General features: G+C 51.2%; 11 protein-coding genes and 1 tRNA gene. 2 read left to right on the top strand and 10 right to left on the bottom strand.

The window, feature by feature from the left end; translation table 11 throughout:
• Window positions 1-15: 15 nt before the first annotated feature.
• Both AZF00_RS04130 and AZF00_RS04125 read right to left on the bottom strand, forming a co-directional pair.
• On the bottom strand, window positions 16-1,473 hold the full coding sequence (locus AZF00_RS04130; RefSeq protein ID WP_008246149.1) for a M20 family peptidase: 1,458 nt from the start codon (window positions 1,471-1,473) through the stop codon (window positions 16-18).
• 10 nt (window positions 1,474-1,483) lie between these two features.
• Entirely contained in the window at window positions 1,484-4,021 is a 2,538-nt protein-coding gene (locus tag AZF00_RS04125) for a TonB-dependent receptor (RefSeq protein ID WP_008246148.1), read from the bottom strand.
• 216 nt (window positions 4,022-4,237) lie between these two features.
• On the opposite strand from AZF00_RS04125, the gene AZF00_RS04120 reads away from it, so the two are divergent.
• Window positions 4,238-4,314: transfer RNA gene (locus AZF00_RS04120), tRNA-Pro, on the top strand.
• 369 nt (window positions 4,315-4,683) lie between these two features.
• Here AZF00_RS04120 and pta read toward each other — a convergent pair.
• The 4 genes from pta to AZF00_RS04100 all read right to left on the bottom strand — a co-directional run bounded on the left by pta (window position 4,684) and on the right by AZF00_RS04100 (window position 8,414).
• On the bottom strand, window positions 4,684-5,649 hold the full coding sequence (gene pta, locus AZF00_RS04115) for a phosphate acetyltransferase (protein ID WP_008246146.1): 966 nt from the start codon (window positions 5,647-5,649) through the stop codon (window positions 4,684-4,686).
• Window positions 5,650-5,793: 144 nt separating this feature from the next.
• Window positions 5,794-6,126 (bottom strand): AtuA-related protein, encoded by a 333-nt coding sequence (locus tag AZF00_RS04110; RefSeq protein WP_008246144.1) that lies wholly within the window; start codon window positions 6,124-6,126, stop codon window positions 5,794-5,796.
• 2 nt (window positions 6,127-6,128) lie between these two features.
• Window positions 6,129-7,496: an acyclic terpene utilization AtuA family protein gene (locus AZF00_RS04105; RefSeq protein ID WP_008246142.1), complete on the bottom strand. Its 1,368-nt coding sequence runs from the start codon at window positions 7,494-7,496 to the stop codon at window positions 6,129-6,131.
• 126 nt (window positions 7,497-7,622) lie between these two features.
• Window positions 7,623-8,414, bottom strand: coding sequence for an enoyl-CoA hydratase/isomerase family protein (locus AZF00_RS04100; RefSeq protein ID WP_008246141.1), 792 nt, complete (start codon window positions 8,412-8,414; stop codon window positions 7,623-7,625).
• Window positions 8,415-8,648: 234 nt separating this feature from the next.
• On the opposite strand from AZF00_RS04100, the gene AZF00_RS04095 reads away from it, so the two are divergent.
• Window positions 8,649-9,794: an aminoglycoside phosphotransferase family protein gene (locus tag AZF00_RS04095; protein ID WP_008246138.1), complete on the top strand. Its 1,146-nt coding sequence runs from the start codon at window positions 8,649-8,651 to the stop codon at window positions 9,792-9,794.
• 88 nt (window positions 9,795-9,882) lie between these two features.
• Here AZF00_RS04095 and AZF00_RS04090 read toward each other — a convergent pair whose 3' ends face one another.
• The 4 genes from AZF00_RS04090 to AZF00_RS04075 form a co-directional block, all read right to left on the bottom strand.
• Window positions 9,883-11,988: a TonB-dependent receptor gene (locus tag AZF00_RS04090; protein ID WP_197465713.1), complete on the bottom strand. Its 2,106-nt coding sequence runs from the start codon at window positions 11,986-11,988 to the stop codon at window positions 9,883-9,885.
• A gap of 176 nt (window positions 11,989-12,164) precedes the next feature.
• A complete protein-coding gene (locus tag AZF00_RS04085) occupies window positions 12,165-12,920 on the bottom strand; it encodes a helix-turn-helix transcriptional regulator (protein WP_008246135.1) in 756 nt (251 codons plus the stop codon).
• A gap of 143 nt (window positions 12,921-13,063) precedes the next feature.
• Window positions 13,064-13,855 (bottom strand): enoyl-CoA hydratase-related protein, encoded by a 792-nt coding sequence (locus AZF00_RS04080; RefSeq protein WP_008246133.1) that lies wholly within the window; start codon window positions 13,853-13,855, stop codon window positions 13,064-13,066.
• Between the two features lie 65 nt (window positions 13,856-13,920).
• Complete coding sequence (locus AZF00_RS04075; RefSeq protein ID WP_008246131.1) at window positions 13,921-14,691, bottom strand: SDR family NAD(P)-dependent oxidoreductase; 771 nt, start codon at window positions 14,689-14,691, stop codon at window positions 13,921-13,923.
• Window positions 14,692-14,693: the final 2 nt, after the last annotated feature.

Below are 14,693 nucleotides of genomic sequence, written 5' to 3'. Positions count from 1 at the left end.
ATTGCCGTGGCTGCACTACAAATCTACGGAATGCTTTATTAGCAGGTAATATAAGCGTGCGGAATCTATAAAGCTGGCGGTAGACACTCGTTCATCAGTGCCGTGCATTCCCGCCAACTCATCTGGCCCAACCTCAAGCCCAAGAAAGCGGTAGCTGGCATCACTTATCTCCTCAAAGTGGCGGGCGTCGGTCGCGCCAACCACAAGGCGCGGCGCAACAGTGGTGTCTGGTCGCACTTGCCGAATAAGTTGACTCAAAACTTTAAACCCCGAGGAATTAAGCGGGGCAAGCTTTGAAGGATTATTAGAAAAATCACTGTATAGCGAGACTTCGATGTGGGGATCGTCAATAACCTCGGTCACGTATTGAATTACCGACTCGACAGTGTCACCGGGCAATATCCGAAAATTGACCACGGCCTCGGCACTGTGCGGTAGTACATTATCCTTTACCCCAGCCGTCATCATTGTTGCGGCCGTGGTCGTACGAATACCTGCAGCGGTGGTTGGCATCTCGGCCAGAGTTGCCTCGGCCAGCGGTCCGAACAGCCACAAATTGGCAAACACAAGCCGCTGGACAAACGGCGCCTTGGCACCCAGCGCCATAATCGTGTCGCGGGTAAAGCTAAGATCAGCCGGAAAGGGATTATTCTCTAAACGGTTAATTGCCCGCGCCACCAAGCCCAAGGCGGTATGACGCGGCGGCATTGAGGCGTGACCACCCACCCCGCGAGCCGTGATTTTTAAACTGGTATAGCCCTTTTCCGCGGGGCCGATTAGCGCCACCCGGCCATCCACACCAGGGATCAAGCCCTTGGTAACAAAACCACCTTCGTCTAGCAAAAAGCCAAGACGCACATCACGCTCGGCCAATATCGCCGCCATGGCTTTAGCACCTTCGCCGCCCACTTCTTCGTCGTGACCAAAGCCAAAATATATTGCCCGCTCAGGCACAAAGCCCTCGGCCAGCAAGCGCTCCGCCGCCTCTAACAAACTAATTAAACTGCCCTTATCATCAAGGGCGCCGCGCCCCCATATAAAGCCGTCGGCGACCACCCCCGCAAACGGCGGATGCGTCCATTCCTCTTCACTACCCCCACTCACCGGCACCACATCTTGGTGGGCTAAAAACATGATAGGGGTCTGCTCGCCACTAGCCGGCCAGTGCAGTAACAGCGACTGGCCAGCCACCACCTCCACCTCGAGCTGACTAAATACCCGCGGGTAGCGCTCTTTCAAAAAGGCGTGAAATGCGGCAAACGCCGCAGCGTCTGGGGGCTGATCTCCACCTCGCGATACCGTGGGTATCTGTATAGCAGCACTTAAGCTGGCAATGGCGCGGGCCTCATCCCAGTTAAGGCTAGCCGATGTTTCGAGCGGCGGCGCATCAGCGCCAAATTGCCAGCCCCGCAGGAGCACAACCGCGCACAATAATATTAGGGCGACCAGCGCCCCGGCCAATAGCTTTTTCATAATCTATGCCTTACTGAAACTGGTAACTCACTTCAAGACCAAAATGACGCGGTGCGCCAGGCACCCGATTCGCCACACCAATCACGCTGGTTACTGCAATTCCGCCAACGAAATAAGGGGTGTCTTTAAGGTTATTGATATACGCGCTGACATTTAGGCGCTCATTCACTTCCCACATCAGCCGACCATTGTAGGTCTCGTATTGATCAATAAAGGAGCTATCGTAATTGCCGCTAAGATAATCGGTGCCGATAAAAATCTCATCAGAATAGTAGTACTGGAGACTGGGTACGAATAATCCTAAATCCGTGGGCCAATCGTACTGAACCACCAAGCCCCGCACATTTTGAGGCACTTGGGGAAAGGCTTCATTGCTACGATCGACAATGGCAAAACCATCGGCGGTATTGGTGCCCAAATCGTATTCAATAAAATCGCCGTCGGTGTATCCGGCATTGGCATTAACCGTCCAGTTACCCAGCAGTGCCGTTAACTCCAATTCAAAACCGTCAACCACTGCCTTACCGGCGTTACCGGTGAACTGCACCACTTCGGTATTGGTATTGCCACGTTCATACAGCGCCACCTGCAAATCGGTGTAGTCCAGCTGGTAGACTGCCACATTAAATCGCAGGCGCTGATCAAGGGCGTCAATCTTCACGCCGAACTCGGTATTACGCACTTGCTCGGGCTCAAACTGCTGAATATTGGAGCCGGTTTGGGTAGAGCGCACATCGAGGCCACCCGACTTAAAACCGTCACTTACCGTCACATAGGCAATCAAACTATCGAGATTTAAGCGGCTGGCGAGCTCATCCGGCGCAATCATATTGGCTGTGAACAGTGGCGTGAATTCAGAGAATGTGGTGCTGCCCGCAATCGACGGCAAAAAAACCAGAGGTACTTCCGGGGCCTGATAGGCAAAGTATTGATCGCGACTAACAGGGCTATAGATACCGTCCATGGCGTGCACAACTGGCGTGATGATGGCAGGGTTACTGCCAATCTGGGCATTGAGGCGATTTGCGTATTCCTCGTAATCTGGCACCACCATGGTGTGAATACTGCTGCGCTCCTCTTCGGTATAACGCAGCCCCAAGGTGAGTTGCAGCCAATCGTAAACATCCCACGACGCCTGCGCAAAAATCGCCTTAGTTTCATTTTCATAGTCCGCCAAGGAGGCGGTATTAGCCTGGACAGGCAATAATAATTCCGACGGCACCGGCAGCGGCACCGGTAAACCAACCGCGGCACTGGCGGGAATACCGACCAAACCGTTGTCGCCAACCTCAGTACCATCAAGGGTATTCGTCAACTCCTCTCGTGCGTAGAACACCCCAAAGGTCAGGTTCAAGGTATCGTCGAGCAGACTGCCATTAAACTTTAGTTCTTGGGTAAATTGATTGCGCTCGGCGTCTGGCGCGGTCATGCCGCCGCCCGCAAACACCACATTACCAGCGTTGGGCCCCACGCTAACACTCCGCACTGCGGTGCCGTCGGAATCGCCACTGATGCGAATATTGTTCTGAAAGGCGTAGCTGGTAATGCTTTCCATATCAAAGCCCAGCACCGGCAAGCGCAGGGTCAGGGCGTGCATCTGGTTATCGATGGCGTATACCGCATCATCGTCGTTTTGACTCACGGCAAACTGGTCTGCCAAGGCCGTGCTGGCGTCACAGGCCGCCTGCAAGTTTTCACCGCCGTCGCCGCGATAAACCCCCTGCGTCAAGATTGCGCCACTGTTCTGAAATTGACAGTTATACGGTGTACCGCGCTCGTCTATCCGGCTAAAAAAGCTAAAGAAATCAAGCTCGAGGCTGTCGTTCACATCCCAAATAGTGCGTTGGGAAAACGCCGTGCGATCTTCATCAAATAAATTATGGCTAGACGCCGCATTCTCAATATAGCCATCACTACGCTTAGAGCTCAGCGCAAAACGTGTACTAATCGCATCGCCAGCCCAGGGCACATTAGCATTTAGCTTAGCGTCTTTACGGCCATCGCTGCCCAGCGTAACTCGAGCAGACAATTCCAGCGCATCGATATGTGGGCGCTTAGAATCCACCAACAGCGCACCGCCAATATTGTTTTTACCAAACAAGGTTCCCTGGGGGCCGCGCAGCACTTGAATATTTGCCACATCTACGGCATCGAGGAGCTGGGCATCCGAGCGCGGCACATACACCCCATTTAAATAAATACCCACGCCGGGGTCTAACACCGGATTACCAGAGCGCTGGCCAATGCCGCGAATAAATATGGCGGGGGCTTTGTAATTGGTTTGCGAGAACTGCAGGCTGGGGCTAAGGGTTTCGACATCGGCAATAGAGCTAACCCCCATCGCCTCTAAGTAATCTGAGCCCAAGGCCGTCACTGCCAATGGGGTTTCCTGAAGGCTTTCTTCCCTTCGGCGGGCCGTGACCACCACCTCTTCGAGTACGGCTTTAACACGGGGCGTCGTCGATGACTCCGCGTGCAAGAATCCAGAGCCAAGCAATAACGGCGATAAAACCGACACCCCCAACCCCCAAGCCTGTAGCCGCAGCATAAAACACTCCCCAATAAATTATTATTTATGGGCCACATCCTAGCTTGTTACAAAGAATTAACCAATGTTCTCATAGAAAACATTCATGAATTTTTCTCCACAACGCCTTACCCGCTCATTAAATTAGCAAGCCGCGCACCGTCACAAAGCCAAAATTGAGGAGGGAAATACACTTTGATATAGTTAACGGCCGGTACACATGCCAGTAACAGCAAGCGGAATGTAGCTCAGCTTGGTAGAGCACTGCGTTCGGGACGCAGGGGTCGGAGGTTCGAATCCTCTCATTCCGACCAATCCAAAATATGCGCAGCACACTCACTTTCGGCGACGGCCGACAAACTCAACAATGGCTTTCGAATCAGGCTAAGTGTAGTGATCTATTACACCAACGCCGAACAAAAACCATTTGCCAACACTGCTGACACGAGCTCATATTTTTTGGTGTAAAACAAGAAATGTAAGCATTCATTCTTACTCTTGGCGCGAAGGCATATAACACGACCTTGCGCCCAGCCCGGCACACTAGGCAAAGATAATTTTTAAAAACCAGCTAGGGCAATTTATCAAATTAATGGAATAGATTTATTCTGAATACTCGCCTTCTGGAATCATCATTAATCGCCCCATCACTCAATAAGAGAAGCCTGCCAAACTAACGTTAACTATTTCGCCAGCACCGCCGCTATAACCGCAACATTTGCGATATCTTCGGCAGAGCAACCACGGGATAAGTCCATCCACGGTTTGGCAAAGCCCTGCAGAACCGGGCCAATTGCTTTTGCACCGCCAATGCGCTCCGCGATTTTGTAGCCAATATTGCCTGCGTTTAAATCTGGAAAAATAAATACATTGGCCTTACCTGCAACAACCGAGTTCGGCGCCTTTTTCTGAGCAATTTCCGGCACCAAGGCCGCATCAAATTGCATTTCGCCGTCAACCGCCAACTCCGGACACGCAACTTGCACGTGTTCCAGCGCGGCTCTAACTTTCTCAACATTGGGGTGTTCTGCCGAGCCTCTGGTCGAGAATGAAAGCAGTGCGACGCTTGGTGTCTGGCCAGTTAGCAATTCATGACTCTTTGCGCTGCAAATAGCAATGTCGGCAAGGGCTACGCTATCGGGGTCAGGGTTCACTGCGCAATCACCAAAACTGAGTAAACGCCCGTCACGCAGTTCCATAATAAAGATACTGGACACCTGCTTTGCGCCTTTAGCCAAACCCAGCCCCTGAATACCTGCACGCAACACGTCGGCAGTGGTTGCTATCGAGCCCGCCACACAGCCATCAGCATAGCCCAGCCTGACGAGCAGCGCCGCCAGCAACAAGGGGTTCTCAAGCGCCACCCTCGCCTTGTCCAAGGTCATTCCCTTAGCGGCACGAAATTCAGTCAAGGCCGCCGCTGCGCGTTCACGCCAGTCATTGGCATCACTCAGTTCAGAGAACACCTCAACACCCTTCGGCGCGGTAAGCACTCCGTCAGGCAGCGTAATAAACACAATCTGAACAATATTTTGGGCAGCCAATTCTGCTGCGGCCTGCATAACACGTGGATCTGCGCTTTCCGGCAATAAGATCCGTTTTCTATTCGTCATCGCCGCATGGCGAAGCTGATGAATAATCCCTGTCATACCCAGCCCTTTCTGTAAATTGCGCAGTTTTTAATAATGTGCAATGCAAAAAGGCAGACGCAAAGCGCCTGCCTTCATTGTTTCATCGCAAATGAACATCAACATGCAGAAGCTTAAGCTATTGCAGTCGTTGTCGCACGCGGATTATGCCAAAAGTTCGTCGGGCACGTCCATTTCCATAAACAGTAACGCTAGACCATGAACCTTACCCTGAGCATCCATAATCAGTGTTTCAGTACCGCCACCACCGAGTGAATCTTCCAAAATAAAATTCAGCGCGTTGAGGTTATCTAACTCATAGCGCGTCACTGTACCAAAGCAGATTTCTTTAAAGTGCTCTTTTACCAACTCGGTGGTCAGTGTCTTTTTAAGAAACTGATATATCGCCGGGGTGCGAGCTTTAATACCCACATTGGAACCGTCGCCTTTATCACCGCTGCGGGCAATGGCAATATCCATCAACTGTACTTTAGCCATGATTATACTTCCTCTACCGTAACGGTGGTGGTGACTTTGGTTTTGTCGATCAACGCCGGCCAGTAGCCAACAATCTCGGTTGGCCGTGGACGACCCGCCGCAAATCCAGTAACACCCACAGGGCCGCTAGTAATCAGTGGCGCAACTTCCCTGCCAAGTAGATTAAGCAATTCTTTGTTCTGGCTCTTTGCGCCAACACGCAACAACACTTCTGCAGGCTCTTCGTTCTGCTTCACAATGCCCTTGTAGCAAACATTGGTGCCAAACACTTCTACGAAGCGATCTTCTTCTGGAATCGGCGTACCGTAAAGGGCCACACGGTCAAACAAAATTTGTGCTGCTAGCTCGGCTTTCTGAACCGCATCTGGCGCGGTATAAGTCAGAGTACCAACAATCTTGTAGCCGTTTTCATATGACATCGACACTTTGTAAGTCGGCGTTGGCGCACTACCCTTAATACCAGATACACGCACGCGGTTCTCGCCATCTTGCTCTAGCTGAATGGTGGTGAAGTCGGTCTGGCAGTCTGGTCCAAGGTAACCCTTTGGATCACCTAGCTCATACAGCAACTGCGAAGAGATGGTATCGATATTGACCAAACCACCAGTACCTTCGTGCTTAGTAACAACAAATGTGCCGTCAGCTTTGGCCTCTACAACTGGGTAGCCAATGCGAGCAAAATCGGGCACAGATTTCCAATCGCAGTAGTTACCACCGGTGCACTGGGCGCCACATTCTAGAATATGACCCATAACCGTACCGGCAGCTAGCTTGTCGAAATCGTCCATCGACCAGCCAAATTCATAAATCAGCGGCGCAAGTACTACCGAGGGGTCGGTAGCGCGGCCAGTAACTACAATGTCAGCGCCCTGGGCCAAAGCGTCAGCAATCGGCTTAGCGCCGATATACACGTTGGCGCTCGACATTCTGCTCAGCACTTGCTCAACACCTTCGCCGGTATCGAGGTTTTTAAACGCTTCTCCGGACTTCATCAGCTCGGGAATCTGGTCGAGGATATCGTCGCCTTCGACAATACCGATTTTAATGCCGGTCAAGCCTAATTCTTTAACAACTTCTTTTATCGCCTTCAAGCAGCCCTGAGGGTTAACACCACCAGCGTTGGCAATAACTTTAATGCCTTTTTCTTTACACGTTGGCAGAATCTCTTTCAGCATCGACACGAAGTCAGTGGCGTAGCCCAGCTCGGGGTTGCGCAGGCGCTGCTTCTGCATAATGCTCATGGTTACTTCGGCCAAATAATCCAGCGTCAGATAATCCAGCGGGCCTTCCGACACCAGACGCTTGGGTCCGAGGAGACTGTCGCCCCAAAAACCCTGTCCGTTGGCGATCAGTACGGTTTTGTCACTCATAGTCAGTACCTATAGATCGTGTAAAAAAATGGCGCACCACAATTGCAGTGCTTGGCTTACTCGTTTAATTCGTTCCAAGCAGCTAACTGCCTAGATAATTAACATAATTGCGCGATCCAACAGGTCTCAAACGATCCAGTTGGGTTTACGCTTTTCTAAGAATGCGGTTAAGCCCTCTTGGCCTTCGGTGCTACCCCGGGTTTCTGCAATACGCTTGCTGCTGTCGGCAATGAGCTCGGGGGTAATTTCACGGTTCGCGTAGTCCATAATTAGGCGCTTCGCCTCAGCAACGCCCCGTGGACCATTGCGCAAAAGGCTTTTTAAGATACGCTCAATACCTTCATCCAAATGCGCTTCAGACTCAACCAGCTCAGTAACCAAGCCCAACTCTCTGGCTTTGGCCGCATCAATAAGCTCTGCGGTAGTAAAGTAGCGCCGCGATGCGCGCTCGCCAATTGCGTTAATAACATAGGGGCTGATGGTTGCCGGAATCATCCCGACCTTAACTTCACTTAAGCAGAATGCCGCCGCTGGTGAAGCCACCGCAATATCGCAACAACTCACCAAACCTACACCGCCACCAAAAGCTGCGCCTTGCACTCTGGCAATGGTCAACTTTGGTAAGGTATTTAAACGACGTAGCATTTCTGCCAGCAATTCCGAGTCACGAAGATTCTCTTCATAGCCGTATTGGGCCATGCGCCGCATCCAGTTCAGGTCGCCGCCAGCACAAAAGCTCTTGCCAGTAGACGCCAAAATTAGCGCTCTTACTGAGTCATCTTGCGCCGCTTTGGTAAATGCCTCGCTCAGCGCTGCAACTACGGTGTCATCGAAGGCATTGTGAATTTCTGGCCGAATAAGGGTAACTGTCGCAACGCCGCGGGCATCTACAGTGTATTGAATTGGAGCGTCTGCCATGGTGTATGTCTATCCTCTACTCAATGAAATTGCTGAATTTTAGGCACAAAAAGTAACATGCTCTGCGATTTCTCAACCATTCAGCAATACAATGATTAAAATATACTACACATGCGAACCTTTCGCTAGCTTTTATATTGACGGAAATCCGTCTATCGAAGAACAGACCGCTGCCTGTTAGCCTAAGCGGTATTAAAAATGCAATTCAAACAATAAGCAAAAGGTGAATTCACGATGAAAATGAACTTTGAGCAAATAAAAGCCGCCTTTGACCAGGAAACCGCCCAGCGCAAACTCGTTCGCAAGCGCGACGAAATTCCCATGGCATTCGAAGACATTACCACCGACTGGCTAGACGACGTCCTGGGCGCCAAGGCCAATGGCAGCACGGTAACCGGTTTTACCCTCGGGCCAGAGGACGAGGGCACATCGAGCCGTCGCCGCATTGAAATTCAGTACAGCTCGGAACAGCACACCCTGCCTAGCAGCGTGTTCTGTAAGGCTACATTTACCCTGCCCAGCCGCTGCCTACTGGGCATGAACGGCGCCATTGAAGGTGAAGTAAAGTTTTACAATATTGTTCGACCACAACTCGATATCGAAGCGCCTACCGCCCGCTTTGCCAATTTCAATCCAAACACCCTGAATTCCATCGTCATGCTCGACGACATGACCGGCAGCGTGACCTTTAGCGACCACACCACAGTCATTACTGAACAGCTTGCCAAGGAGCAGCTGGGGATTCTCGCCAAACTCCACGGCAAGTACTATCAAAGTGCGGCATTACAAGGCGAGCTGTCCTACCTCAATACGTGGTCGGATTTTTTTACGATTACCGCCAACGAGGCAGGTTTCGGCCCCCAGGCCGACATCGGCTTTCGTGAAGCAAAAGAAGTTATTCCCGCAAATTTATTTAAAAAGGCCGATCAAATTTGGCCGGCCACCCTCGCCAGTGTCAATGCGCATAAAAGCCTGCCCCACACCGTGGTTCACTCCGATGTTCACCTGAAAAATTGGTATATCACCGCCGACAAACACATGGGGTTGAGCGACTGGCAATGTATGTGTGTTGGTCACTGGGGGCGCGACTTGGCCTATGTCTTATCAACCAGCTTAACCATAGGCGATCGCCGCGCGTGGGAAAAAGACCTTATCCAATACTACCTAAAAGAGCTGAAGGCCAATGGCGGCCCAGACACGCCCTTTGGCGATGCATGGAATTACTACCGCCAGAACCTCTTCGGCGCCCTAGCATGGTGGACACCGGTACTCAGCCCCAACCCCGATGTGCCCGACATGCAACCCCGCGACACCAGCTTAGAATTCATTAGCCGCATGACCCACGCAATTGACGACACCCAAGCCCTAGACAGCCTGTGATGCTTCGCACAATCAGGTAACAAAAAACGGGCCCGATTGGGCCCGTTTTTTGTTACTAGGCAGCATTCCTGCCGCCACAAATTAGCGATTAAAAACTGTAGCGCACCGCAACCCCGTAAGTCGCTGGCGGCGCCGCCGAAACAAAATCACCAAAGGTACTTTGCTGCGAGTAATACGAGTACTCGCTATCGAGCATATTGCGAGCATAAAGCCGGAAGCGCCACGCTTCATCCTTGGTGGTAAGGGCAACTTCGGCATTCAAAACATCATAGCTGTCTTGCTCGGTACGGTTGTCTGGCTCCCAGTAGAAGCCGTCGTTGTAGTAATAAGAAACATTGTAGTTAACCTCCCCCAACGCGGTATCTTGGCGGTAATTAGCGCTAATATTTGAGGTGAATTTTGGCGCGCGGGTCATTTCATTACCAGCGAGATCAGCAAAGCTTTGTTCGTTACCTGAGCCACTCGACTTTGGCGATATCACAGGACCGGCGTCAAAATTGGTGTACTCGGTCTCTAGCAGCGCCACCGCGACGTTAATATCGAAATTATCGGTAACGTAATATTGGGTCTCGACCTCTGCACCGTACATTTCCGAATCGCCAACATTAAACAAAAATACCGCACCACCGAGAATTTGCTGCAACTGAAGGTTTTGGAAGTCGTAATAGAACAATGAGGCATTCACCCGCAAACTACGATCAAGGAAGTCGCCTTTAAAACCCACCTCATAGGCATCAAGCTCTTCAGGATCAACCGGCTCCGGCGCACTGCCGGTGACCACAAGGGTATTGTAAACACCACTTTTAAAGCCTCGGCTGTAACTTGCATACAGCAGCACATTGTCTTTTAACTCGTGGTCTAACGCCAAGCGCCAACTAGGTGAGGTCCAGCTTTCATCCGCAGTAAAGGGGGCCACATTACTACCAACAGTAGTGGCGCCGGAAAGCTCGCGCTTGTCTTTGGTATAGCGCGCCCCAAGCGTTGCCTTGGTGGCCGAGCTGATATCGTAACTCCCCTGAGCGTATGCGGCATACGAGGTGGTTTCCTGTAGAGAGTCCACGCCAATATTGGCACTCGGCGTTGCAACGACAGTATCGTCATAGGCGGCGTCTGCATTGAGATAATACAAGCCTGCTGTCCACTGCAGGGCGCCATCCCCGGTCGAATTTAGCTGAAACTCCTGACTAAACTGCTCGGTATACTGGCGGATATAGAAGTTAACCACTTCGCTGGGGCCGGAGTCTTGATCGAGTAAATAATTCAATTCACTTCGGGTTTTAGCGGTGGTTGAAATTAATTCAAAGTGCTCAAAATCGCGACGATATTTACCAGAAAAAGAATCGGTAGAGGTGTCTGCCAGTGGCTCCTGATTGGTGTTTATATCCTGATAATCACCGGTATTAGTACCGCCACCGGTTGCGGTGGTGCCCACTGCCGCTTGACGAGCAATACCCACATCACTGCGCCGATTAGCGCGCAGCGCGCTCAAAACCAAACTGCTATTGTCATCAATATCAAATAGCACTTTACTGCGCAGCGAACTGCTCTCTTCTCCTGGCCGCTCTTCTCCGCGAGTAATATTGTCGCCGTAGCCTTTATCGCGGTTTAGGTAAAATGCCGACAGGTCGATGGCTACCGAATCAGTTAAACCGGTGCTGGCATACGCGTCTGTGCGCAGCTCGCCATAGCTGCCGTAGCTCAAGCCAAGCAACCCGGAGGTTTCATGCGTGGGATCTTTAGTGATTACGTGAATTAGACCGCCGGTGGCATTGCGACCAAACAGCGTACCCTGCGGCCCCCGCAGCACTTCAACCCGCTCGATATTATTAAAGTCCATTACCGAGCCCGCCATAGACGAGTAGTAAACCCCGTCTACATAGGTCGATACACTGCTCTCATCACCAACCGAGGAGTTTTTTGTGCCCACACCCCGAATAAACGGGGTGGCTGAACCCACTTGCCGACTAAATTGTAAATTGGGAACGACCTGCGTTAATTCATCCGAGCCACTTATGCCAGTTTTTTCCAGCATGCTTGCCGATGCTGCAGTAATGGCAATAGGTACATCTTGGACATTTTCCGCACGCTTTTGGGCGGTCACGATGACCTCCTCGAGCTCCGCATAAGTTGCCAGCGAAGGCATAATAAGAAATGCGCCCAATAATCTCGCCGCATTAAGCTTAACTTTGTGCATAAACAAACCTCGTCGATTATTTATATTATTTGAGTAAACAGGCAGACTTAAACTTAGCAGACTATTAATTAGCATGCGATATTTACGCAAACAAAATTACTACCAATAACAAGCTAAATTAAATACAAATACACAGAGAGCTTTGGTGCGACGTTTTACGCAATAAGGGGACAATATTAGTGGCTTAACGCGGCAATCAATGCGGTGCGACTGTGGACATCGAATTTTTTGTAAATTCGCCGCAGGTGATTTTCAATCGTATACTCAGACAAGGCCAAGCAGGCGCTAATCTGTTTATTGCTAAAACCCCGCAGCATTTGCGCTACCACGTCTTTTTCTCGCGGCGTCAGGAGCATTTGATGCCGCACAGGAATATCAGCAAGAGGGCGTGCTGATTTACTCAGCTCATTTTCTCGGCAGGCAGCCAGGATACCGTTGTCGATTAAATGGTCTGCTGCGCTCATTAACCAGCTTTGGGTTTTCGCTACAGCACTCTCCGCATAAATATGCCGAGACTGGCGCGCGCCATTACCCAATAGCATACCCGCCACCAAGTAAAACCGCCGACTTAACCGCCGCGACAAAGCCGCAGTTTCTATATAGCCAGCCCCGCGCAGTGCATGAGTATAATAATTTGCTGCCGCGCCAAACTGCTTGGCGGGCAAATGCGACATACCAAGCTCGCCCCCTCCCAATAACGCATTACTAACGCCGCCGTGGGGCAACAAGGGATCATCGCGGAACACGCCCTGCCGATAGACCGTAAGCAGTTCTGGCGCAATACCGGTATTGTGCAAAAAACGGATCGACGGGCCGTCACCAGACACATCGTAAAGGAATAAGGCCAGCTCGCTCGCGCGGCTAGTGCGCAGTACATCACAACTGTAAGCGGCGTTAAGTGAATTAAACTCCGCGACCGGGCTGAGGGACATAGGATGCATCCTCGTCGCAAACTTACTTGGCCACACCGCAGGATTTTATAAAATTATAAGGCGGCGCAACACGTGTAAACACAAAACAAACATCGACGATGAGCTACTTGCTTGCGCAGCACACCGTCGATGTTTAGCAAGATTTAAATGAACTTACGAAAATTTGGTTTACGCTTCTCATTAAAGGCATTAACGCCTTCTTTAGACTCGTCAGTGTCGTAGTACATTTTAACCGCATTCAGCGCCATCATGCTGGTGCCGCGAATTGACTCGCTGTCGCAGTTGAATGAACGCTTCGCCAAGGCCATTGCCGTTGGGCTGTGCTGCAGCATGGTTTCACACCAGCTGGTTACTTCAGCCTCGAGCTCAGCAGCGGGGACCACTTTGTTTACTAGGCCCATATCGGCCATTTCTTGAGCGGTATAACGCTTACACATATACCAAATTTCGCGGGCTTTCTTCTCGCCAACAATCCGCGCGAGGTAGGCCGTGCCCCAGCCAGCATCAACAGAACCTACTTTAGGGCCAACCTGCCCCATCTGCGCGGTATCTGCAGCAATGGTCAGGTCACAAATCGTTGCCAGCACATGCCCACCACCAATAGCATAACCGTTGACTGCGGCAATAACCGGCTTAGGAATATCCCGAATAGCTGACTGCAACTCATCAATAGGCAGACCAACAACGCCACGACCATCGTAGTCGCCGTCGTGATTAGACTGATCGCCACCGGTACAAAATGCTTTATCACCAGTACCTGTTAACACCACAACACCAACGGTTTTGTCGCTAGCAGCAGTCAAAAAAGCGTGGATCAGCTCTTCAATGGTTTTGCCGCGAAAAGCGTTATAAACCTTAGGGCGGTTAATAATAATCCACGCCGCACCGTTGCGGTTTTCGTAAATAATGTCTTCATAAGGTGTAGTAGCAAACATAATGTATTCCTCTTAAATTAAAAGACCTTGGCAGCGCCCCTTTTCAGGGGCGGAGCTCAACGGCATTAACTCATGGTTAAACCACCAGAAATGGAGATTGCTTGCCCGGTCATATAGGCGGCGTCGTCGCTGCCTAAAAAGGCGATCATGCCGGGGTAATCTTCTGGTTGCGCCATGCGACGCAGAGGAATGCCTCTGGCCATAGACTCTTTCCATTTCTCAGCTTCGGCACCCGTGCCAACAACCGCCGCCATTGCTGGGGTATCTGTGGGACCAGGGCAAACCGCATTAACAAGGATATTGCTGCGCGCCAGTTCGCGGGCCATCGACTTAGTAAACGCAATAGTGCCGCCCTTACAGGCGGAGTAAACCGCTTCATTGCTGGTGCCAACACGGCCCGCATCGGAAGCCACATTCACCACCCGACCACCTTTGCGCTCCACCATCCGCTTACACACGGCAGAGTGCAGATTGATAGGGCCGAGCAAATTCAGGCTAATAATTTTTTGCCACAAATCTGGGCCAGTCGTTAAGAAAGGCGCAGGCTTATCCCAACCAGCATTGTTAACCAGCAGCCAAATTGGGCCTAATTCGGCTTCAACCTTAGCGACGGATGCTTCTACTGCATCAAGATTAGTAATATCCGTCATAAACGGCACTACAGACCCAGCCGCACCCGCCGCTTTGGACTTTTCTGCCACCGCTGCCGATGCCTCGGGATTAATATCAAATAGGGCGACATGACAGCCCTCTGCAGCCAAACGAAGTACTATCGCTTCACCAATACCGCTACCACCACCGGTTACAATCGCTATTTTTCCCGATAAGCCTTTCAAAA

This window comes from Zhongshania aliphaticivorans, from assembly GCF_001586255.1.
In the GTDB taxonomy this organism is placed as follows: Bacteria; Pseudomonadota; Gammaproteobacteria; order Pseudomonadales; family Spongiibacteraceae; genus Spongiibacter; species Spongiibacter aliphaticivorans.
This window is presented reverse-complemented; position numbering and strand designations above follow the sequence as displayed.

Bases quoted from the DNA above. Each gene is read 5' to 3' on its own strand.
- AZF00_RS04130 (WP_008246149.1), bottom strand. From the start codon at position 1,473: ATGAAAAAGCTATTGGCCGGGGCGCTGGTCGCCCTAATATTATTGTGC.
- AZF00_RS04125 (WP_008246148.1), bottom strand. From the start codon at position 4,021: ATGCTGCGGCTACAGGCTTGGGGGTTGGGGGTGTCGGTTTTATCGCCG.
- pta (WP_008246146.1), bottom strand. From the start codon at position 5,649: ATGACAGGGATTATTCATCAGCTTCGCCATGCGGCGATGACGAATAGA.
- AZF00_RS04110 (WP_008246144.1), bottom strand. From the start codon at position 6,126: ATGGCTAAAGTACAGTTGATGGATATTGCCATTGCCCGCAGCGGTGAT.
- AZF00_RS04105 (WP_008246142.1), bottom strand. From the start codon at position 7,496: ATGAGTGACAAAACCGTACTGATCGCCAACGGACAGGGTTTTTGGGGC.
- AZF00_RS04100 (WP_008246141.1), bottom strand. From the start codon at position 8,414: ATGGCAGACGCTCCAATTCAATACACTGTAGATGCCCGCGGCGTTGCG.
- AZF00_RS04095 (WP_008246138.1), top strand. From the start codon at position 8,649: ATGAAAATGAACTTTGAGCAAATAAAAGCCGCCTTTGACCAGGAAACC.
- AZF00_RS04090 (WP_197465713.1), bottom strand. From the start codon at position 11,988: ATGCACAAAGTTAAGCTTAATGCGGCGAGATTATTGGGCGCATTTCTT.
- AZF00_RS04085 (WP_008246135.1), bottom strand. From the start codon at position 12,920: ATGTCCCTCAGCCCGGTCGCGGAGTTTAATTCACTTAACGCCGCTTAC.
- AZF00_RS04080 (WP_008246133.1), bottom strand. From the start codon at position 13,855: ATGTTTGCTACTACACCTTATGAAGACATTATTTACGAAAACCGCAAC.